The 21,064-nt window shown below is 67.7% G+C and carries 20 protein-coding genes and 1 pseudogene; 9 read left to right on the top strand and 12 right to left on the bottom strand.

From position 1 onward, the window contains the following. Window positions 1–19 precede the first annotated feature (19 nt). Window positions 20–283, bottom strand: coding sequence for a DUF6199 family natural product biosynthesis protein (locus tag ACWGIH_RS10150; RefSeq protein WP_453446761.1), 264 nt, complete (start codon window positions 281–283; stop codon window positions 20–22). A gap of 239 nt (window positions 284–522) precedes the next feature. Here ACWGIH_RS10150 and ACWGIH_RS10155 point away from each other — a divergent pair, with 239 nt between their 5' ends. After that, window positions 523–1,230, top strand: coding sequence for a DUF4232 domain-containing protein (locus ACWGIH_RS10155; protein ID WP_453446759.1), 708 nt, complete (start codon window positions 523–525; stop codon window positions 1,228–1,230). A 179-nt stretch (window positions 1,231–1,409) separates the two neighbouring features. Here the strand turns inward: ACWGIH_RS10155 and ACWGIH_RS10160 are convergent, their stop codons facing one another. From ACWGIH_RS10160 to ACWGIH_RS10170, 3 genes are all read right to left on the bottom strand, one after another. Next, a complete protein-coding gene (locus tag ACWGIH_RS10160) occupies window positions 1,410–1,901 on the bottom strand; it encodes an SRPBCC family protein (RefSeq protein ID WP_453446758.1) in 492 nt (163 codons plus the stop codon). Further along, window positions 1,898–2,290: a metalloregulator ArsR/SmtB family transcription factor gene (locus ACWGIH_RS10165; protein WP_453446756.1), complete on the bottom strand. Its 393-nt coding sequence runs from the start codon at window positions 2,288–2,290 to the stop codon at window positions 1,898–1,900. Before ACWGIH_RS10165 ends, ACWGIH_RS10160 begins: the two co-directional genes overlap by 4 nt. A gap of 264 nt (window positions 2,291–2,554) precedes the next feature. Beyond that, entirely contained in the window at window positions 2,555–3,301 is a 747-nt protein-coding gene (locus tag ACWGIH_RS10170; protein ID WP_453446929.1) for a phosphotransferase family protein, read from the bottom strand. Window positions 3,302–3,545: 244 nt separating this feature from the next. Between ACWGIH_RS10170 and ACWGIH_RS10175 the strand changes: the two genes are divergently transcribed. The 3 genes and pseudogenes from ACWGIH_RS10175 (at window position 3,546) to ACWGIH_RS10185 (ending at window position 5,366) form a co-directional block, all read left to right on the top strand. Then, the gene (locus tag ACWGIH_RS10175; protein WP_453446754.1) at window positions 3,546–4,316 is read left to right on the top strand and encodes a methyltransferase domain-containing protein; all 771 of its coding nucleotides are present in this window, start codon (window positions 3,546–3,548) and stop codon (window positions 4,314–4,316) included. Between the two features lie 253 nt (window positions 4,317–4,569). Continuing rightward, window positions 4,570–4,860 (top strand): annotated as a pseudogene (gene gvpJ, locus ACWGIH_RS10180) (gas vesicle protein GvpJ); the annotation flags it as partial. Between the two features lie 236 nt (window positions 4,861–5,096). After that, complete coding sequence (locus ACWGIH_RS10185; protein WP_453446753.1) at window positions 5,097–5,366, top strand: DUF1905 domain-containing protein; 270 nt, start codon at window positions 5,097–5,099, stop codon at window positions 5,364–5,366. 27 nt (window positions 5,367–5,393) lie between these two features. On the opposite strand, the gene ACWGIH_RS10190 is transcribed toward ACWGIH_RS10185, so the two are convergent. From ACWGIH_RS10190 to ACWGIH_RS10210, 5 genes are all read right to left on the bottom strand, one after another. Beyond that, window positions 5,394–6,599 (bottom strand): alpha/beta hydrolase family protein, encoded by a 1,206-nt coding sequence (locus tag ACWGIH_RS10190; RefSeq protein WP_453446751.1) that lies wholly within the window; start codon window positions 6,597–6,599, stop codon window positions 5,394–5,396. A 334-nt stretch (window positions 6,600–6,933) separates the two neighbouring features. Next, on the bottom strand, window positions 6,934–8,658 hold the full coding sequence (locus ACWGIH_RS10195) for a glycoside hydrolase family 6 protein (protein WP_453446750.1): 1,725 nt from the start codon (window positions 8,656–8,658) through the stop codon (window positions 6,934–6,936). Between the two features lie 115 nt (window positions 8,659–8,773). Next, entirely contained in the window at window positions 8,774–10,180 is a 1,407-nt protein-coding gene (locus tag ACWGIH_RS10200) for a cellulase family glycosylhydrolase (protein WP_453446748.1), read from the bottom strand. A 1,259-nt stretch (window positions 10,181–11,439) separates the two neighbouring features. Beyond that, window positions 11,440–12,231 carry a PIG-L deacetylase family protein gene (locus ACWGIH_RS10205; protein ID WP_453446747.1) on the bottom strand — a complete coding sequence of 264 codons (792 nt, stop codon included), beginning with the start codon at window positions 12,229–12,231 and terminating at the stop codon, window positions 11,440–11,442. Window positions 12,232–12,740: 509 nt separating this feature from the next. Further along, window positions 12,741–13,169 carry a RidA family protein gene (locus ACWGIH_RS10210; protein ID WP_453446745.1) on the bottom strand — a complete coding sequence of 143 codons (429 nt, stop codon included), beginning with the start codon at window positions 13,167–13,169 and terminating at the stop codon, window positions 12,741–12,743. A 149-nt stretch (window positions 13,170–13,318) separates the two neighbouring features. On the opposite strand from ACWGIH_RS10210, the gene ACWGIH_RS10215 reads away from it, so the two are divergent. The 4 genes from ACWGIH_RS10215 to ACWGIH_RS10230 all read left to right on the top strand — a co-directional run bounded on the left by ACWGIH_RS10215 (window position 13,319) and on the right by ACWGIH_RS10230 (window position 16,957). After that, entirely contained in the window at window positions 13,319–13,915 is a 597-nt protein-coding gene (locus ACWGIH_RS10215) for a TetR/AcrR family transcriptional regulator (RefSeq protein WP_453446743.1), read from the top strand. Between the two features lie 175 nt (window positions 13,916–14,090). Further along, on the top strand, window positions 14,091–14,852 hold the full coding sequence (locus ACWGIH_RS10220; RefSeq protein WP_453446741.1) for an alpha/beta fold hydrolase: 762 nt from the start codon (window positions 14,091–14,093) through the stop codon (window positions 14,850–14,852). Between the two features lie 140 nt (window positions 14,853–14,992). Continuing rightward, complete coding sequence (locus ACWGIH_RS10225) at window positions 14,993–15,361, top strand: hypothetical protein (RefSeq protein ID WP_453510305.1); 369 nt, start codon at window positions 14,993–14,995, stop codon at window positions 15,359–15,361. A 396-nt stretch (window positions 15,362–15,757) separates the two neighbouring features. After that, window positions 15,758–16,957, top strand: a complete 1,200-nt coding sequence (locus ACWGIH_RS10230; RefSeq protein ID WP_453446738.1) for a serine hydrolase domain-containing protein — start codon at window positions 15,758–15,760, stop codon at window positions 16,955–16,957. An 84-nt stretch (window positions 16,958–17,041) separates the two neighbouring features. Here the strand turns inward: ACWGIH_RS10230 and ACWGIH_RS10235 are convergent, their stop codons facing one another. Together ACWGIH_RS10235 and ACWGIH_RS10240 are read right to left on the bottom strand one after the other, a co-directional pair. After that, window positions 17,042–17,791, bottom strand: coding sequence for a DUF6766 family protein (locus tag ACWGIH_RS10235; protein WP_453446736.1), 750 nt, complete (start codon window positions 17,789–17,791; stop codon window positions 17,042–17,044). An 83-nt stretch (window positions 17,792–17,874) separates the two neighbouring features. After that, window positions 17,875–18,099 carry a hypothetical protein gene (locus ACWGIH_RS10240; protein ID WP_453446734.1) on the bottom strand — a complete coding sequence of 75 codons (225 nt, stop codon included), beginning with the start codon at window positions 18,097–18,099 and terminating at the stop codon, window positions 17,875–17,877. Window positions 18,100–18,655: 556 nt separating this feature from the next. Between ACWGIH_RS10240 and ACWGIH_RS10245 the strand changes: the two genes are divergently transcribed. After that, on the top strand, window positions 18,656–19,753 hold the full coding sequence (locus tag ACWGIH_RS10245; RefSeq protein ID WP_453446732.1) for an FUSC family protein: 1,098 nt from the start codon (window positions 18,656–18,658) through the stop codon (window positions 19,751–19,753). Between the two features lie 12 nt (window positions 19,754–19,765). Here the strand turns inward: ACWGIH_RS10245 and ACWGIH_RS10250 are convergent, their stop codons facing one another. Then, window positions 19,766–20,980: an RNA-guided endonuclease InsQ/TnpB family protein gene (locus tag ACWGIH_RS10250; protein ID WP_453446730.1), complete on the bottom strand. Its 1,215-nt coding sequence runs from the start codon at window positions 20,978–20,980 to the stop codon at window positions 19,766–19,768. Between the last annotated feature and the right edge of the window lie 84 nt (window positions 20,981–21,064).

Raw genomic sequence — 21,064 nt, forward strand, 5'->3', positions numbered from 1 at the left:
GTCGCCTCCGCGCTCACGCTCAGATCTGCCGCACCAGCATCCATATGACGAATGCCAGGACAAGCACCCCGCTCACCCGCGTCATCGCGTACCCCTTGGCAGTGGGTTCGGTCGCATCCGGATCCTTCACCCACCCTCTCTGCATGTTTCTGTTCATTCTCCAGAGCAGTTGAGGGCGTATGACCTGCACCAGTCCCATGATCAGGAAAAGACACAGGATCGGGATGAGGACTGAGCTGCTGGCGTCGTCAGAGGCGGCTTGAATGACTGCGTCGCGATTCATGCTTCTCCGATTGCCCGGACCGCTTTCCGGAAAACAGTGTCGATCAGTCGAGGGAGTGCCTGCAGTTCGTTCCTGCAAACAAGCTTCTGCGCACGGACGGAATCTGGACCAGAGCGGGTGTGCGTGATCTCCGTTAGGCGGACGTTAGCGGGACGTCAACTGGACGGTAGCGGCCGCGAACAGAGTGGGTGTTGTTCCCAAGGAGGGAGCACCACTCACCACCTAGCGAAGGACCCCCCATGCGCTCCACCACCACCATCCGTGGAAACCGCCGCCGCACGCTGCGCTTTGCCGCCGCGACCCTGACCGTGGCCGCGGGCCTCTCACTCACCGCCTGCGGCAACGGCGACTCCGGAACAGACGCGTCCGCCAAGGGTTCCTCCTCGTCGTCCGCGGAAGGCGGCGCGAAGGCAGAGGGCGGCTCGAAGGCGGAAGGCGGCTCGGGCACCAGCGGCTCGACGGCCGGCAACGCCGAGGCGGGCTCCGGGAAGGGCACCACGGCAGAGACAGCCACGAAGGGCACGACGCAGACCAGCACCAAGGTCGCCTTCTGCAAGACCGAGGACCTGGCCATCGACGCCGTCGACGCCGCGCCCGACGAGACCTCCGGCAGGATCAACATCACCATGATCAACCGAGGATCGACCACCTGCTCGGCGACCGGCTTCGCGGGTGTCGACATCAAGGACGCCGACCACACCTCGAACCCCATCGAGCGCGGCCCCGCCCAGCCCCGCATCACCACCCTCAAGCCCGGCGACGCCGCCGTCTTCAACCTCGCCTACACCATCGACAGCAGCGGCAACAGCCTTACGTCCCCGACCAACATCCTAGTGACGCCCCCGAACGAGACCCACTCCGTGACCCTGGACTGGCCCGCAGGCGCAGGCGCCATCAAGGGCGCCTACACCGACGTCCAGGTCTACCCCACCCACACCACCAAGTAGAGCCAGTGCCCCGTTGCAGCTTGCGGCCACGTGTGCACCGGGCAAGTGGAGCGACGCTGCCCGTACTTCACCCTCACCTCACAGCGGGGGCGAAGTTGGAGACCGCAGTTCCATCAGCAACCCCGTACTCGTGGAGAACCACGGCGCGCCGCCGCAGAACGAAGAAAACGACGCGCCGCTCAAGCCAGGGACTCGAAGTACGCCTTCTGCGCGGGGTAATAGTCCTCGAAGTCAGGCTGTGGCCCGCCGGTGCGTGCGGCGGTGAGCATGTCCAGGTAGTACTCCCAGCCCGGACCTGTCTGGCCAAGCTGGTCTGTGGAGGTGAGGTGCTGGATCAGCCGCAGTTCGGTGGTTCCGCCACTCTCGGCCAGCAGCAGTTCCATCGACCAGAATCCGGCCTCGTCCTCCATGGAGACGGCGAGTCGGCGCGGCGGTTCGCAGGCTTCGATTCGTAGGGGACACCAGGGTGCCGACTCCTCGAACGCCATCTGCACCTCGACGGTGCGGCCGACCGCCGCACGGCCGCGCCAGGGGCCGAACCAGCGGGCGGTGCGCTCCGACTCGGTGACACTCGCCCAGACGTCGTCGATGGAGGCGCGGTAGTTGCGGGTGAGGATCAGGTCGTGCCCCGTCGGTGTAGGGACCAGTTGTCCGGTGGGCTCAAGGGTCATGCCGTGTCCTCCTTGGAGTGACGCGCGGTGGGCTGATCGGTGACGGGCTCAGCCCGTTTGTGATCCCGTCGGGTGCGGTGGACTTCGGTGTCCAACGCCGCCAGGCGCTGCGACCAGTTGACGTGCTGGGTCGCGAGCTGAGTGAGCCAGGCGGTGAGGTCGCTCAGCCGGGAGCGGACGAGGGAGTAACGCCGATAACGGCCGATCTGCTGGTCTTGGACCAGGCCGCTCTCCCGCAGTACACGCAGGTGACGGCTGATCGCGGGTCGGCTGATGGCGAACCGGGCAGCTATGTCGCCCACCGTCAGCGGGGCAGGGCGCAACATCATCAGGATCTCCCGGCGCACCGGATCGGCGATGGCGTCGGCCACCTTGCTCAGGTCGTCCACATCCAAAGCGTAACTGCTGGGTTACGCATCAGGTGGGCGAATCTCAGATCGAACCCGTCTGGGGCGAGGGGCAACCGCCGCCGAGATCATGCAGGTTGAGCCAGCGCCCCACGCCCTCCCGGGTGGCGGGCGGCTACGGGCGCAGGCGGGGGGGGCGGGGCAGACGTACCGGCGCACGCATGCCGTAAGGGCGGGCAACTCGCCCCCAGACAGTGGCCTATGCGATGTGCCAGAACGCACTCGCAACAGTCGGGCCCGCGCTCCTCACATCCGGGATTTCAGCACGTCGACCTCGCAGCCCGGCGCGGTCGGGTCGAAGCCGTGCTCGACCAGCCAGCGAACTCCCAGCAGGCTGCGCAACGATCCCCACGCACGGATCACGTCGCGGTCGACGTCGGTGCCATAGCCCGCGAGGAGGTCGTCGAGGTGCTCCTCGTGTCCGAGGGCAAGGGTGGCGATGTCGTACAGGGCATCGCCCTGGCCTGCCTCGGACCAGTCGATGATGCCTGTGATCTCGTCGCTGTCCACGAAGACGTGAGCGATCTGCAGGTCGCCGTGCGTGAACGCCGGAGTCCGCGGACGGAGCGCGGCCTCGGCCACCTGGCGGTTGCGAGTGATCAGGTCGGCGGGCAGGACACCGTTTGCCACGAGCCACTCGCATTCGCCGTTGAGTTCCGCCCTCACCTCGTCGAGGTTCCGGCCGGCCCGGCCGGGCCGGGGAGGCAGCGGCGCATCGTGCAGCTTCCGGATGGCGGCACCCGCCGCCGCCCACGCCGCCGGGGACGCGGTCGACGGCTCGCCCAAGCGGCCGAGCGCCGTCCCCGGAAGCGCGGCGATCGCGAGCACGGACGGTTTGCGCCAGAGGACCTCGGGGGTCGGGATCGGCGCCAGGGCCATTGCCTCGACCTCGATGTCGGTGCGCCCTTGATCGGCGTCGATCTTCAGGAACACGTCGCCGACCCGCAGCGTCGCGCGCTCGTGATGGGCGACGATGACGTTGACCTCATCCATGGCGATCAGTATCCCGGGATGCGCGTCGACGTCACCGGATTTTTGGTGCGTGCGAATGCGCGGCAGACCACCGTTCAACACCCAGACCCCGGCGTGGGCGCGTCAGCAGGCGAGGAATGTTCGGCGGAGAAGCCCACAGGTGTACGGGCACGGTGTGCACGGGTAGGTAGCCGCGCGCGGTGTATGTCGCCGCCACAGCTGCGCGTCTGCGTTCACGCTCTTACGACCCGGGGGGTCATGCCTGATGAGCACAGCAGGGTCTGCAAAGTCAGTGTTAAAGACAGGGGTCAAGCGACTCCTGGGACGTACTGGCTTCGACATCGTTCGGAGCACCAACAGCCGCGGCGGGGTGGACGACTTCATTCCGTTCGAGGCCACGATGCGCGCTGCGCGGGCGGCTGGTCTGTCGGTCGGCGACTATGTCGACGAGGTCATGAACGGGACGCCCGGTGCCACCCAGTCCACCATCGATGAACTACGCGCCCTCGGCGTCTTCGCTGGCCGCCCCAGCGCGGTGCTGGAGATCGGCCCCGGCTCCGGGCGATACCTGGAGAAGACACTGAAGGAGTGCTCACCGGACCGGTACGAGATCTACGAGACTGCCGGCCCCTGGGCCGATTACCTCGTGGACACCCACAAAGTGGTCGCCCGACCGACCGAAGGGTGCAGTCTCGCCCCGACACCCGACGCCAGCATCGATCTCGTACAGGCCCATAAGGTCTTCAACACCGTGACCTTTCTCTGCGCCTCCCGCTACTACTTCGAGATGGCACGCGTCACGCGCCCCGGTGGCCGCATCGTTTTCGATGTGATGACGGAGAACTGCCTGGACCCGGCCACGATGCGCACGTGGGCGACGAAGGGCGGCGAGGGGCACGGCTCTTACCCGGCGGCCATGCCCCGCCGGACATGCGTGGACCTCTTCGCGACGCTCGGCTGCATCCTGGAGGCCGGATTCCTGGCCCCCATGGGTGTCGCTTCCACTGAGGTACTTGTCTTCAAGAAGAGCACCTGAGCGCAAACGCCCCGCCAAGAGCCCTTGCCGGCCTCGCGATCCTCCGGATTCCGGCAGGGGCTATGCGTGAACTTGTTTCCGCCTCTGCCCACAGGGCAACCGGCAGAGGCAGCACCCGGCGAGGTGCGAAGTCTTGCGCTCTGCAGAGAAGCAGTGTGAAGGCCCGGACAGACTGAAGGAGAGCGAGCGAGTCCCGGAACCGCGCGCGAGGAGCTGAATCACTCGGTTTGGACGGCATACGGAGGTAGCTGCGATGCTCCCGGCACAGCAGGGTGGCTCCGCACGGGGAACCAGTGGACTGTACGACGTCCTGGAGCTCATCCTCGAGCGAGGACTGGTCATCGATGCGGAGATTCGCATCTCGGTCATCGGCATCGAGCTCATCAAGATCGACGTGCGGGTCGTCATCGCCAGCGTCGACACCTACCTGCGGTTCGCCGAGGCCTGCAACCGTCTCGACCTGGAAGGGGGCCCGTCCCAGCGCCCAGGTCTGCCCGAGCTGATCGGCGACATGACCGGGGGCGGGGCCCGGAACGAGAAGCAGCGCACCAGTTCCCCCCGCCGTCCCGGGCAGTGACGGGCCGCTGCTCCTGCCCCATGCGGCGTGTGCAGTGAAGTGAGTGCCCCAGCGCCACGACCTTCAGCGCCACGACCTTCATCGAGGGTCAAAACTGGCTGTCGTCGACTTTTCGTGGGCCAGCGATGAGTTTCGCCGTCTTTCTCTGTCTGACCTGGTGAACGCAGAGAAAGATCGAGAACTCCTGAACAGGTGGTACCGAGATGGACAAGCAATTCACCGCGACCCTGCAGAAGAGCCCGAACAAGGGGGGCTGGACCTACGTCGTGTGGCCCCAGTCGGTCGAGTATTTCGGCACCCGCGGCCTGGTGAAGGTCAGGGGCACGATCGATGGTCATCCGTTCCAGAGTTCGTTCATGGCTCTGGGGGACGGCACGCACAAACTGCCCGTGAAGGCGGACGTGCGCAAGGCGATCAGCAAGGAAGAAGGCGACACCGTGACCATTCGCCTGGAGGAACGGATGGACGCCTGACTCGGGACACGACTGCGCCCTGGGCCCTCAGGGCAGGAACATCACTGCCGGGAAGGCCGGGGACGGGCCGTCGAGCAGCTGCCCCCGGCGCTGACGCAGGTGCTCGTCGAAGAACGCGAGCGGATACGCCTGCTGGATCCTGACCGCCTGATCGGGATCGAGAGTGCCGATCATGTCCTGCAGCTGTTCTCTGCTCCATCCGTACAGCTTCGCCACCTGCGGGAAGAGCGCCTCGTTGTCTCCGTACGAGATGTGGGCGGCGCCCCGCGCTTGGATGTCCAGCCGCCAGCCCCGCAGGTGCGACCAGAACGCCGCGGCTTCGGGGACCGTGGCCCGGGTGAACTCGGCCGACATCATCATGAACGGCCGCTCCAGATCCCCGCTCAGCGGCGGCTTCATCTGCATCGGGCCGTCCAGGCTCAGCCCGGCCCGGATCCGCTCGTCCGCGAGCATGGCGCAGGCGGTGGCTGTTCCGCCCTTGGACCAGCCGAACACGCCGATGCGCCGTACGTCGAGGGAGCCCCGAAGGCCGGACGGCAGCTTTCTGTGGCCGGCGTCGGGGTTGCCCCCGGCGGCGAGCTGCTCGACGCAGTCCAGGACGAACCGCAGGTCAGCGGCGAAATCCCCGGGCAGCGTCGGCGCCTGCCTGTCATCGAGCGGGACGGCGACCCGGCCGTCCGGGAACTGGGTGTAGGTGTCGTGCTGGTGAGCCACCGTCATCACCGCGTACCCGTGGCTGGCGAGCTCTTGGACCACCACGGTGTGGTCGCCCTGGTGGCTGTGCGCGCCGTGTGAGAACACGACGACGGGCAGCCGTCGGTCCGTTCGGCGCACCGGAGCACCCACACGTCCGGCGGTCAGCGGCCCCAGCGAGGCCAGATCGCTGTACCCGGCGTCGGCGATGAATGCCTGAAACGCACCGTCCGGCATCCAGGGCGCCACCGGATACCGCCTGGCATCCCGCGCGGGGTACCAGACCGTGGCCATCAGCTCGCGGAAGTGGCCGGGGCCCGCGATGTCGTCCGGCCGCGACCGGTCGACGAGGTGCAGTGGGATCGTGCCCACCGGGTACGGCCCCCTGGGCCCCGGCAGTACCAGCCGCCGCGCGACCGGGCCGGCCCACGCGGGGGCGGCAACGCCGGCGAGCGGCACGGCCGCCCCGGCAGCCAGGGCAGCTCCCAGGATGTGGCGGCGTGTCAGGCTTCTCCGGCTGATGAACGGTGTGGTGCTCATGGGCCCTCCCCTGGTGACGGTCCGTCAACCGTGGCCCGCGGCCAGCCCGCGGACACAGGACGACGCTGTCACCTGCCCCACCCTCGCGGCATCGGCCCGTCGATGAACTGCACGCCGATTGCTGTAGCCCGCGGGCTTACGTCCCAGGGCTGATCCGGTCGGGAGCCACCGGCCGGGGGCGGCCCGCAGGCGCTCACCGATCACCCCCTGCCGACTGGGCGCATGCACGGTCGGCAGGGGGTGGGAGCATCGGTGCGCTGACGGCCACCAGCAGGAGATCCTCCGCCGGGGCCCGGCAGCGTACGGGCCCGGACCTCGGCGGAGTGCAGTGCGCCTACAGCGCGGGGTAGGCGTTCTTCATGAGCTCCTGGAACTGGGCGGAGAACCAGTGTCCGGACACCGGCGCGTTGGGCAGCGCCCCGGACATGTTGTTGTTGTTGCGCGGGTTACCGGTGTACGTCGGGTCGCACATGCGGTCGAAGCCCTTGCCCTCGTCGTTGTCGATGGCCTTGCTCGAACCGTCGGACTCCCCCGGCGGCTTCATCCACACGTAGGCATCGATACCGGTGGCCGGGTTGGCCTGCGGCCGCTCGCCGAGGCCGGCGCCGGACTGGTTGCACCAGTTGCCGAGGTGGATGCGGCGGTCATAGCGCCCGCCGTTCACATAGGTGTCGACGTCCGTGGTGGCGCCGGGTCCGGCCGGCCGTGCGGTGCCGCCCCAGCCGTTGCGGGACGTGTCGATCAGCATGCCGAGGTTCTGGTCGAAGCCGAGCGAGACCAGCTTGGTGCGCATGGCCTGGGCGTACGACAGCTCGTCCGTGTAGCGGTTCCAGTCGACCCACTTGGACTCGCGTACCGACTTGCCCGCGACGGTGTCGCCGATGGCGAAGTTGTTCTCCTTGAGCGCGCTGTAGTTGGCCGTGTTCACGATGAAGCCGTGGACATCGGACAGCTTCGCGCCGTTGCCCGAGGCAGTCGTCTTGAACAGTTCGGCGGAGGGGCCGAAGTTGTCGTCCCAGCCGAGCCAGCCGTGGTGGCCCGCATCGATGTAGTTGTAGACGTTGCCGATGTCACCGAGCTTGTCGAGAGCGTAGGCGACGCCCTTCTGGTAGTTGCCGTTGGCCTTCATCACGTCGCAGTTGGGCGTGGCCGTGGGCCGACCGGAGACGTTGGTGACGAGGTTGGGCAGCGAGTCGATCTCGATCGTGGTGACGATGCGCAGATCCGCGTACTTGCTGTCGGCAAGGATCGCGGCGATCGGGTCGATGAAGTCCGTCTTGTACTTGTCGATCTCTGTGGGGCCGAGTTCACCGTTGGAGGCGAGAGCGGCGCAGTCGCGGCCCGGCAGGTCGTAGACGACGAGCTGGACGACTTGTTCACCGCTGCCCTTCTGGGCGAGGGCCGCGTCGAGGTGGTCGCGCAGGCCCATGCCGTCGCCCACACCGTTGATGGCGGCGATGCGGTCGAGCCACACGCCGGTGGGCTGGTTCGCGATGCGGGAGCCGCCCGTTTCGGCCTTGGCCTTCGCGGACCACTCCGGGTTCACGTACACCTTGGCTCCGGCGTACGGGTTGTCGACGCGGTCTCCGGGCTCGGTCGGATCCGTGGGATCGGTCGGGTCCGTGGGGTCGGTGTCCCCGTTACAGGTGACGCCGTTCAGCTTGAAGGTGGTGGGCAGGGCGTTGCTGCCGCTGTAGGAGGCGTTGAAGCCGAAGGAGGCGGAGGCGCCGGTGGCGAGCGTGCCGTTGTAGGAGGCATTCTTGGCGGTGACGGCGGCGCCGGACTGGGAGAGGTCGGCGTTCCAGCTGTTGGTGACCTTCTGGTTGCCCGCGTAGGACCAGGTGAGGTCCCAGCTGTTGACCGCGGCACCGTTGTTGGTGACGGTGACGGCGGTGGTGAAGCCGCTGCCCCACTGGTTTTGCACCTTGTAGTCGACGGTGCAGGCGGGGGCCGCGGCCCCGACGTCGGGCTGTGCGACGGCGGTTCCGGCGCAGGCGGCGCCGGTGAGGGCGAGGGCAGTGAGCACGGCGGTACCGGCTCGCGATCTGATACGGCTCATGGTGTGCGGTGTCCCTTTCCTGAGTGGAGGTGGGTCGTACGGGTTTTGGAGAAGAGGCGGTTTTTGGAGAGGAGGTGGGTCGTACGGTGCGGGGTGGTCGCACGGCGCGGGGCGGTCATCCGTTCACGGTGCGCAGGTGATCGCGCAGGCCGATCCCGAAGGCGGTCGGTGTGCCGTCGTAGGAGCTGATCAGGGACGGCCCCGATGAGCAGTCCCAGGTGTTCCAGGTCCAGCCGAGGTACGACAGCTTCCGGTCGTCGAACCACTTCATGACGCGGTCGATGAACGCGTGCGAGCAGGTGTTCTCGCCGATCTCCCCTGCCACCAGCGGAACTTGGGCCGCTACGGGTGCGAGGGTGGAGTCCCAGCAGCTCTCGGTGGAGCAGGTGTTGAAGTTGTAGACGTGCCAGGCCGCGGCGAGATTGCCGGCCGGGTCGGAGGGGCGGTGGGCGAGCCACTGACCGAGGTCGTTGGAGTAGGCGAGGCCACCGGCGAGAATCACGTTCTTGGCGCCCGTGGCACGGACCGAGTCGATGAGATCCTGCATGCCGGCGACTTCGTAGCCGATGCCGGGGCAGGTGCCGCCGTCCTTCCAGCAGGCCCATGCATCCGAGAGGTTGGAGGTGGCGCGGTCCGGATAGGGCTCGTTGAAGAGGTCGAAGACGACCGTCGGATCGTCCTTGTAGGTGCCGGCGACCGACGACCAGAAATCAGGTGCGTACCGGGCGTCCGGCATCGGCTTCTGGCAGGTGGCGTGGACGTCAGCGCAGCCCGCCGAGTTCCCGGTGTACTGACCGTACGACCAGTGCATCTCCAGGATCGGCGTCATCCCGTGGGCCTTGACCTTGGTGACCAACTCCTTGATGGCGGATCGGTAGTTGTCGCCCGCGTACTCGGGCTTGATGTTGTCGAGGCCGAGCCAGCACTCCTCGTTGAGCGGGATCCGGACAGCGTTGGCCTTCCAGTTGGCGATGGCTGCGACTGACGCGTCATCGACCGGGCCGTCGAAGATTCCGTGGCCCTGTACGCACATGAACTCGGCGCCGGAACGGTTCACGCCGAGGATGCGGCGGGTGGCGCCGGAGGCGTCGACGAGCTTGTTGCCGGAGACCTTCAGGGCCGGAGCCTCGCCCTCGCCGCCCGGATCGGTCGGGTCCGTGGGGTCGGTCGGGTCGGTGACGTCGATGTTGCAGGTCGCGCCGTTCAGCTTGAAGGCCGTCGGTGCGGTGTTGGCGCCCGATCGCGATCCGATGAACCCGGCCGAGAGGCTTGCGCCGGAGGGAAGCGCGCCGTTCCAGGATTCGTTGGTGGCGGTCACGGCCGCCTGGGACTGGGACCACTTCGCGGCCCAGCCCTGGGTGACCTTCTGTCCGTCGGCGAAGGCGAAGGAAAGGCTCCACCCGTCCTTGGCCGCAGCGTGGTTGGTGACCTTCACGGCAGCCTGGAAGCCGCTGTCCCACTGGCCGGTGACGGAGTACTCCACCGAGCATGCGGGGGCGGCCGCGGACGCGGCGTCGGTCATGGGGACGAACGTGGCCGCCGAAACGACGCACGCGAGCAGAATTGCGTGTAACGAATGACGCGGGGGGTGGCGCATGAGCGACTCCTTGCAGCTCGGGCGCGACCGGCACATGGCCGTCGCGTCGACTGATGGAACCGCTCCCACTGGTTGCTGCTGGACTGTAGAGACTGAACTCCCGTCAAGCAATAGAGGAGTTGGGAATTCTGCACTGTCGAATTAATTCGACTCTTCAAGCCTCTTGACCTCTATTTCCTCCGTGCCCATCCTTGGGAGCGCTCCCACTGGTTCACAGGTTGTGACGCCCACATCACAACGCCACCCCTCGCTCTTCGAACCGCAAGGAGGACCCCAGGCATGCCACAAAGACGGGCCCGGCGGCATTGGACCGCTGTCATTGGGACGCCGACTCGGGCAAGCCGGCACCACCGCTCGCCGAGCTCACCGCTCTTCCCGGACCCTCACCTACACCCACAACGGCAACCAGAAACCGGCCAGCGGCCGGAACGCGATCCGGCCGCAGCCCGGTAAAGCGATCACCGCGAAAAGCCTTTTCGTGCAACGCGAAGATCGCGGCCACCGCCGCCAGGACGGACGCGCAATTCACCTACAGCGGCGCGAATGCAGCGCCCACCGATTTCGCGGTCAACGGCACCACGTGCACGGGCGCATACCCCGGCCCGTTGCTGGTCACCGCAGCCTCCGGCACGAAGTCATCCATCCCCCAGCGGTGGGTGAAGGTGCATGAAGGTGGATGAAGGTGCATAAGGATGGTGACGAGCGATCGGCTCAACCATGCCGGCTACCTATTCGCGCCTCACCTCTATGAACCCGCTCGAAAGCACACAGGCGGTCGCACAACCCCGGCCAACCGCGCCTGTGTCACTCAGGGATGACCAGACCACGGGCACGCAGCCGCGGGAGGCAGATCTCCAGGCAGGCCGCCACCGAAGCGGCATCAGTACGAACAAGCAGGCCCTCGTGGAACGGGGCACCGCTCGCGACGAAGGACCACGGCCTCACGCCGTCACGCATGCGCTCGGCATCCGCCTTCCGACTTGACGGCACAGCAATGTGAGGTGTCTTGACGCAAGGATTCCCGCTCGCGTGCGTCGCCACGGCGCACCGCCACGACCTGTGCGCGAAGTTCCAGTCGACCTTTCACGAGCCCCCGGCGAACCGCGTCATCCCCGCTATAGGCCTTGCCTTTCTGCGCCTTTCTTCCACCAGGAATTCGGCGCGGGCCACGCGCGGCGTGGAGCCTACTCGACCCAGGGCGGCTTCCCCTCGAACGCCAGGTGGTGCACGTCGAACAGGACCGCCGCCTCGACCCCGAGCGCGGGGCCGCCCATCCGCGCCGCCCAGGTCAGGAACGGACGGGGTTCAAAGCTTTGCTCCCCCAGCCCCTTGGTGTACTCGACGTGGGCGGACAGCGAGGCGATGCCGCGTTCCAAGGGTTCTCCGGTGACGTCCACGGCGTGGGTGGGACGTTCGGGGCCGGCCATGCACACGAGGCGGACGCCGCCCCAGGGTTCGAGGCCTTCGTCGGCCAGTTCCGGGAAGACCCAGCGGTTCCCCGCGTCCCTCGCGGCGTCCAGGGCTGCGAGGCCGACCATGCGGTGATCGGCCTGGTTGGTGACACCGGCGATCATCCGGACGGTGAACGCGCCCGTCACCACCACCTCGGGCCGGTGCCGGCGCATCGCGCGCACGATGTCGCGGCGCAGGTCGAGACCGTACTCCACCACGCCGTCGCGGTGGTCGAGGAACTCCACCGTATCTACGCCGACCTCGCGGGCTCCGGCCCGTTCCTCGGCCTCGCGCAGCGGTCCGGCCTCGGCGGGGTGCAGACCGTCGATGCCCGCTTCACCACGAGTCGCGAGCAAATACGTCACCCGCTTGCCCTGAGCGGTCCAGCGGGCGACGGCCGAGGCCGCGCCGTACTCGATGTCGTCCGGATGCGCCGCCACTGCCAGACATCGCTCCCAGTCCTCGGGAAGCGGCGGCAGCTGGTTCTGCGGGCCGGACGCGTTCGTTTCGTCTCGCGTCGTCATGCACCGATAGTGACGGTCCCGCTTCCCCGAACGGCAGAGGCGCGCACGTCTTTTCGGAGGCGCTCAGACGCACGTCTTCGGGTTGCTCCTCCCGCGCACACTGGCGACGAGGGCCACCGAGTCACCAAGCCGGCCTGAAGCGACCTTGGTGCCGTGTCCGGACCCGACGGTCGGTCGCCCTCGCTCCTGCATCGCACGGCGGCGGCCTCCAGCAGTGTGCCCCAGTTCACCCCGGAAGGGGCCCTGGGCCGGGAACACCCGTGTACGGCCCATCGTTCATCTAGATGTGGCTGCGGAGGGGACAGTGTCCCCGGGCCTCACCTATAGCCCACGGGGACGATCGTTCGGCTGAAGCCCCGTGGAGCCTTTCGCCGAGAGGCGACCGCCCTCCGCCAGTCACCGCCTTCGGCCCCGGCTGGTCTCCCCCGTCCAGCCGGGGCTCCTGCATCCCTATAAGGCAGGGAAGTTCCTCTCGCGACGCGTCGCATGCCCCGTCACGCGTCCCTGGCTTATGCGGCGCTCCGGTCCAGCGCGATGACCTCGACCTCGATCTGCCAGTCGGGCTGCGCCAGTGAGACGACCTCGACGAGTGTGTCGGCGGGGTAGGGCTCTGACAGGAACTCGCCGCGCAGCGTGATCACGTGCGGGAGGTTCGTCGCCATGTCCCGAACGAAGATGCCGACCTTGACCACGTCCGTGAAGGACAGGCCGGCCGCTTCCAGCACCCGTCCGACGTTCCTGAACGCCTGCCGCCCCTGGGCCAGGAACCCTCCCTCGACGGTCGTCCCGTCCTCCCCCAAGCCCACCTGGCCGGACACGTACACGAAGCCCCCGGCCCTGACGGCCTGCGATATCAGGTACGGCTCGTACCAGTCCGGCTTCGTCGCGATCTTCTCGATGGACCCCTCGGCGGCTGCGCTCTCGTTGCTGGACGACATGCCTCTCCCCTGTTTCGGCGGGCCCGGCGGTCTCAGGCCCGCGACTGACGTTACGGAACGTTTCGTAACGCCATGGAAGCTAGGACAACCTGAGCGCCTTGTCAACGCGAAACGAAACGTAACGTCACGCGAGCGATAGGGTGCGAACCATGACCCCCGATCCGAACAGTGAACGGCGCAGCGAGCGCGCCCGCAGGGCGACCCTTGATGCGGCGTTCGACCTGGTGAGCCGCAAGGGCTTCGCGAAGGTGACCATCGAAGCCATCGCTGCTCAGGCAGGCGTGGGCAAGCCCACGATCTACCGTTGGTGGCGCTCCAAGGGCGCGGTGGTGCTGGAGGCGATGAGCGAGGAACTCGGCGACGACTTCGCCTTTCCGGACACCGGCGATATCGCCGCCGACCTCAAGACCCAGATCACCGCGGTGAGCCAACGGCTGATCACCGGCAGGATCAGCGAGGCCTTCAAGGGCGTCATGGGCGAGGCCCAGAACGACCCCGCGCTGATGAAGGCGTTTCGTGAAACCATCCTCGAGCCCAGCATCGTGGAGTGCCGGGCCCGCCTGGATTCCGCCGTCGCCGCCGGGCAGCTCCGCTCCGACGTACCCACCGACGTGATGGTCGACCTCTTTTACGCGCCGATTCACTACCGGCACTTCCTGGGCTTCGGCGACGACGCGGTCAGGCGCAGCGCCGATCTCGTCCAGGACGTCCTGCTCGGCCTGCGGCCTCGGCCGGACGCGGCATGAACGACCGGACGGAACTGACCAGCCCGACAGGCGAGGACCTCTTGGAGCAGCCCCGTTAGACGTTCAGGTCTGTCAGTCCCACGCCTCCCCCATTTGCCGCACCGCAAGGGTGGTGAACGATCCGCCCCGCAGAGGGCGCGAAGACCGCGGCCGTGAAAGCGGTGATGGTGGGTCAGTGGACGAGACGACAGAAGCCGGGCTCTTCACCCGCAGGTTCGGAGCGCGGCCGCGCGAAGGTGCCCCAGCCACCGTACTGGTACACGGACTTGGGCTCTCGGGGCGCTACTTCGTGCCGCTCGCACGGCGGCTGGCCGCAAGCGGGGCGACCCTGCTCGTGCCGGACCTGCCGGGCAATGCGCGTTCGCGGGCCGTCGCGGCCCGTGCGCCCGGCGTCGGAGAGCTGGCCGAAGCGTTGGCGCGCTGGCACCAGCGGCTCTCGCTGGGGCCGAGTCTGCTGGTGGCCAACTCGGTCGGCTGCCAGGTGGCCGCGGCCTTCGCCGCCCGCCACCCCCTCCTGGTGAGCCGCATGGTGATGGTCGGTCCGGCGCTCGACCCAGGTGCGTCGGGCTGGCGCCAATGCGGCCGGCTCTTGTGCGACGCGCCCCGCGAGCCCCTCGGCCTGCTCTCCGTTGCTGTGCTGGATTACCTGCTGACCGGCCCGTTGCGCTGCGCTGCTTCCTTCCGCCACGCCCTGCGGGACTCGGCTGAGTCCTTCGAGGTGAACCTGACCAAGATCAGCGTGCCGACACTCGTCGTACGAGGAGCGGGCGACACCGTCGCCTCCGGTCCCTGGTGTCGACGGGTAGCACAACTGGTCGGCGACGAACGAGCGGTCGAGATCCCGGGGGCTGCCCATGCGTGCCATTACAGTGCGCCAGATGCGGTGGCATCGCTGATCCAAAAGTTCACGGCCGGGGAACCGGGGGAACTTGGGTGACGTCATCAAAGGCTCCTGTCCCTGCACGGCCCGAGCAGACCCGACGTCCCTCCCCTTGGCTGCGTCTGCTGCCCGGCATCTCCCCCAAGCGGCGCGGCTTCGTACTGGCCTGGTGGGGGTTCTCCCTCACGTTCGGCGGGATGCGGTTGTTGACGTGGCTCATCCACATCGACGTGGCCGGGGTGGGTGACATGGAGGCCGGCGGGCTACACATCCACCACTACGTGTGGGGAATCCTCTTGCTGGCGGCGGTCGGCGCGGCAGGCCTGGTAGATCGCTCAGCACGGACGCGCGCTTGGATGGGGCTGGCCTACGGAGTGGGCCTGGCCCTCATCGTCGACGAGGCGGCACTGCTGATCAGCCTGGAAGACGTGTACTGGGATACTCAGGGCGGGGTCAGCATCGCTCTGGCCATCGCCGTGATCGGGGTCGCCGGGAGCGTCCTGGCGATCACGCGCGGGCGACGCGCCTCGAAAGAAGAGCAGGGCGAGGGTGGGCAATGCCCATGAGCGCAGGCACCTGACGACGCCGGGCCGGCCCTGGTCGTCCCGCCTGCTTGGGAGAGGTTCTACGACGCGCCGAATTCGTCGCCGGATGCGCCTGCTGCCGCGATGAGTGCGGCCACCTGCGTCTCGCCTCCATCACCGGAAGCCACCGGACGCCACCGCGGGCTGCCATCCAATCCCGCCATGCCTCCGGCCACGAGGCGGCGGGCAAGCCCAGTTGGAAGGGGCTGTCCGGGCCGTCCCGGTAACTCCGAACGGGTGGACTCCTCGGTGCGGGATCAGCAGTGCAAGAGGCGTCGTGGGCCGGGGTGGTCATCTTCTTGCCGACCGGGACCGACCGTCCCCGACCGACCTGGGCCGTCGTCCCCGAAATGTCGCCGACTGGATGAGGTACCCCGCATGAGACGTTCCCCCTCCCGCCGCCTGCTCTGCGCCGCGCTGCTCGCCATGGCCGTATGGGCGCCGACGGCAGCCGCTCCTGCCGCAGCCGTTGACGTGACCGGCAACACCCACCCCCACAACAACGACTGCTCGTCGGACGGGCTCGGGCGCAAGCTCACCGCCCGGCTGGACAAGACCATCGACGACATCGCCCCGAAGGCGGGGATCCCCGGAGTCGTCGTCGGGCTGTGGATGCCCGGCAAGGGCTGCTACGTCCGCGCGAAGGGGGTAGCCAACAAACACACCGGCGAACCCATGTCCGCCGACTCCTTTGTCCGGATCGGCAGCGAGACCAAGACCTTCACCGTCACAGCGCTGCTCAAGCTGGTGCAGGAGGGCAAGATCGGACTTGACGATCCGATCTCCAAGTACGTCAAGGGCGTCCCCAAGGGGAAGAAGATCACGCTGCGTCATCTCGCGGAGATGCGCAGCGGCCTGTTCCCGTACACCGCCGACCCCGGCTTCGTCCGCGACCTGCTGAGCGACCCGCAGCGCACCTTCACCCCTCGGCAGTCCCTCGCGTACGGCTTCAAGCACAAGAACACCTTCGCGCCCGGCAAGAAGTTCCAGTACTCCAACTCCAATCTCGTCCTGCTCGGCCTGGTGATCGAGAAGGTGAGCGGGCACCGGCTGGCCGACTTCATCCACCAACGGGTGCTGCGCCCCGCGCACTTGCAACGCACGCTCTTCCCGCAGGGCAACGAGTTTCCCCATCCGCACCCGCGCGGCTACACCAACCAGACACTCAGCGGTAAGGTCGCCGACGCGACGAACTGGAACCCGAGCTGGGCCTGGGCAGCCGGTGCGATGATCTCGGACCTGCACGACCTGCGCCGCTGGGCCAAGGTCCTGGCCACCGGGGAACTCCTGAGCCCCAAGATCCAGGCACAGCGGCTCAAGACGCTACCGACGGGCATCCCCGGCCTCAGCTACGGTCTGGGCATCTTCAAGGCCAACGGATGGCTCGGGCACAACGGTTCCATTCCGGGGTACGAGACCGTGACGGTCTATCTGCCCGCGAAGAAGGCCACCCTCGTGATCATGATCAATACGGACATCACGAGCAAGGGCCAGGAGCCCTCCACCATCCTCGCCCGGGCGATCACCGCGGTCGCCACTCCGGACAACGTCTACGACGGCTCAGTCACCCCTCGCTAGAGTCCGTCCGCTCCCCTGCCGAAGTCACCACGCGCAGGCAGACCATGGCACCCCCGGCACGACACCGGGCCGGGGGCTGCCTGCTCACCCCTCGACGCCGGTTGAGGAGTGAGGTGCTCCCACGGGCTTGGACTCGGGGGAACCGCGCTGGCGCAGGTAGACCGAGAAGATGGCCATGGAGGCGACGGCGAGGAGTTCGGACTGCCAGTTCTGCAGGCTTCTGTCCCAGAAGTCGGCAGACGCGAGGTACTGCGTCCAGCTGATGGGTGCTTGGAGCTGCCGCAGCTGCTGCTCGTTGTAGGCGGCAACGCCGGCGATCGACTGAGCCAGCCAGGACAAAAGGAAGAGCGCGGCCATCACCAAGCCGAGCGAGCGGGAGAACACCGCCTGACGTGCCCCGCCCACCCCCGCCCAGCGCGGTGAGTCCGGCTGTGCGTGCGCGCCCATGCGCTGGTCCTTGTCCGACTCCGGACCGGCCTTGTGCATCTTCTTCGACTCCGGTGAACCTCGTTGAAGGAGCCAGACGGTGGCGAAGATGTACAGGAAGAACTGCAGGTACTCCGACTGCCAGTTCTCCGTCACGTCCACCGCGAAATCGGAGGACGCGATATAAGCGAGGAAGCCGATGTGTGCGAGCCCATCGGTGGTGAGCTGGTTGTTGAACTCCGTCCATCCCGCGACCGCTTGTCCGGCCAGTGCAAGCAGGAACGCGACGCCGAAGCCCAGGCTCATGCCGTTGTCCCGTACGAAGCGGCGCACGCGGTGGTCCCTTGTGGTGTCAGCCTCGGTCCGGCCCTGTACGTCACGCGGGGGCGGCGACTCGTCGGCAGTCATCGATACATCAGCCCCACCGCGATGAAGTAGGCCAAGCCACCCAACACCACGGTCAGACAGAGCGTGAACATGAGACGCACGTGTCAGCCTCCTTTGACCGAACACTGGTAGGGCCTGCCCGGGCGCGGCTCGCACCCTGCCGCCACGATCTTCCAGCCGTCCGGGAACTGCGACAGGAACAGCGTGTCCGACGCCATCGCCGCTCGTGCCTGGCGGCCATGGACATCCACGTCGCGAACTGGGCCGCCGGCCGGAAGTTCCAGCGCGCTGATGGCATCAACGCACGCCTTCTTCTCCGACTCCTCCACCTCGCGCCGCGTTTGCGGTGCCAGTGCCGCACACATCGCTGCCGCATCGCCCGCGTCCCGTACTCGTTCGAAAGCCGTGGCCGCGGCAGACGAGGCGGCTCTGCGTTCTCCTGGGCCGCCACAGGCGCTCAATCCCAGCAGGAGCGTGCACAGGGGGAGGACAACCCCCGCGGTGCGCCGATGTCGTCCGCTCACACTGTCTCCCCGTTCCGCGGGCCATGTCCTGCCTCATCGTGGGTTGCCCACCACCCGAAACCGCCGCGAGACACGCGTAATCCCCCGGACGGTGGCAATCCGCCCGCCGGCGGTGTGCGGCTCGACCGCCCGCCTTCCCCCCCCACCCTTCCTTCGCGCCGCGGCCGAACATCGAGCGATGCCGACCGCCGAGTTCGGGGGGGGTGGAACGGCGTGGGAATCCGCGGTCCCGGGGTACCCACACGCCTGTCCATCTTTCAACTGGTTCGCAGGTTCCGTAGCTGTGGGCGTCCGGACCGGCATTGGTCCGCACGCGGCGGGAGGACATGGCGAACCGCCATACCTCAAAGGAAGGCTGCCCATGGTCCCGATGCGTCATCGTTTTGCGGACGCCTGGGAGCAACTACGCCTGGAAGCAAGCGCGATCGGTCGCAGCGCGAGCAACGCCGCTCACCGACAGGGCGCCGAACGCGACACTTTGGTGCAGGCCTTGAAAGCCGCCGGGGCGGCCATCGCGGCGTGGGCCCTCGCCGGCTGGTGGTTGAAGGCACCGATGGCTCTGATGGCCCCCTGGACGGCAATGGCCCTGGTGGACGTGACTGTCTACCGCTCCCTGCGCGTGGGTCTGCAACAGCTGGCCGTCATCGTCGCCGGCACCTTGGCGGCATCCTTTGCGATGGTCCTCACCGACGGCAACACCATGGCGGCCATGGCGTTCGCTCTCCCCCTCCTCACCCTGTTCGGGACCTACCGGCGGTTCGGCACGCAAGGCTTCTACGGTGCGAGTTCGGCCCTTTTCGTGATCACCTACGGCTCCTACCAGCCGGCACAGATCGGCCACCGTCTCCTGGAAACCGCCATCGGCGCCGGCATCGGCATCGCCGTCAACGCATTGGTACTGCCACCGGTGCACCTGCGCGATGTGCGCGAACAGCTCCAGCGCCTGGGGCACGAGAGCGCCGACCTGCTGGAATCCATGGCCCGCACCATGCGGGAGGACGCCGACTGGGGCGTGGGCGAGGCCGAGGAGTGGTACGACCGTGCCGGTCGGTTGGAGGCCGTCCTGGCAGCGGTGGCAGAAGCGCGCCAATGGTCGACGGAGAGCTCCAGGTGCAACCCCGGCAGGTATTTCCGACGCACGGTGCCGCCCCCGCCGGCAGAGATGGACGATGAGTGGAGGCGCATCGTCAGTCACCTGGTGGCAGCCACACGCACGCTCGCCAGCGCCGTCCGGGAGCATGCTGATCTGACCGCGCCCGCCGCCCCGTTCTCTTCAGCCCTCGCCGGTGTCGCCGAACAGGCGGCCCGCATCTGCCGGGCCGACGCCCGCGCGCTCCACCCTTCGGAAGCGCACAGCGACGCGGTCAAGAAGGAGCGAGAGGATGCCTGTGGGGATGCGCTGCGCGCCTACGAAGCGCTGAGAGACGGGTTCGCCGTGACTCCTCCTCCTCATGGATGAGGGGGCTTCTCGCTATGCCGGGTGGGCTTTGCGACGGACCAGCCCGGCCCGTAGAACGTTGATCGCGCCTACCGTGTCGGCGTGCGCGGTGTGGCCGCACGCGACGCAGTGGAACTTTTCTTGTGTGGGCCGGTTGTCCTTCGTGACGTGCCCGCATTCGGGGCAGGTTCGGGAGGTGTTGCGGGGGTCCACGGCGATCGCTTCCCGTCCGGCGCTTTCAGCCTTGGCGTGCAGGATCGTGAGGAACACCCCCCATCCGGCATCCGAGATCGAGCGGTTGAGGCCGCTCTTCGCTGCCGCCCCGTTGGGCAGGAAACTGCCCGGCTGTTCGGGGTCGGGCTTGGGTGCGACGGCCTTGAGCATGTTGCGGATCTTGAGGTCTTCGTGCGCGATGACGTCGTGTTCCCGCACGAGGCAGAGCGCGGTCTTGTGTGCGTGGTCCAGGCGTTGGCGGCGGACCTTGCGGTGCAGGTCGCCAACCTTCTGGACGGCCCGCTGGTGATTGGCAGTGCGCTTGTCCCGGCGGACACGGGGGAACCGGGCAAGGGCCTGCTGCGCGGCTTCGAGCTTCGCGGCAGCCTTTTGGCCGTGGCGCGGGTTGGGTACGTGCTCGCCGTCGGAAGTGGTGAGGAAGTTGGTTATGCCCATGTCGATGCCGACCACGCTGCCCGTCGCGGGCCAAGACGCGGGCTGGGGCTGCTCGGCGGTCAAAATGATGTACCAGCGGCGTCCTTCCCGCTTGGCTGACACGGTCTTGACCTTGCCGATGACCGGTCGGTGCTGGTTGACCTTGACGTGGCCGATGCCTTGCAGGCGGACGCGGGGGACGGGATCGTGCGGGGTGGAGTTCCAGCGGCAGCCATCGCCGTCCTTGGGGAAGTCCACCGTGTCGAACCAGCTGACCCCGCGAAAGCGCGGATAGCCCGGCGCCTCACCAGACTTGACCCGCCGGAAGAACGCAGCAAATGCCTTGTCCAGTCGGCGCAATGTGGCCTGCTGCGAGGAGAACGACCACCGCCCCTGACGCTCCGGGTCGAACGCCCTGATCTCCTTGAGCTGCGCGGACTGCTGCCCGTACGCGATGCTCGTCTTCGAGGCGTGCCGGTAGCCATCACGGCGCTCCTGCAAGGCCCCGTTGTAGAGCGAGCAGTGATCGGCGAGCATCGCCGACAGCGCGGCGGCCTGGCCCACGGTAGGCCGCATGAGGAACTTGTACGCACGGTTCACCCCGGCCCACCCCCTTCCCGGCCAGATGAGAAAAGGCTACAACGCCTGGCATACGTCGCCCCGCTGAAACCCAAATCCCGATGT

This window comes from Streptomyces sp. NPDC054872 (assembly GCF_053610705.1).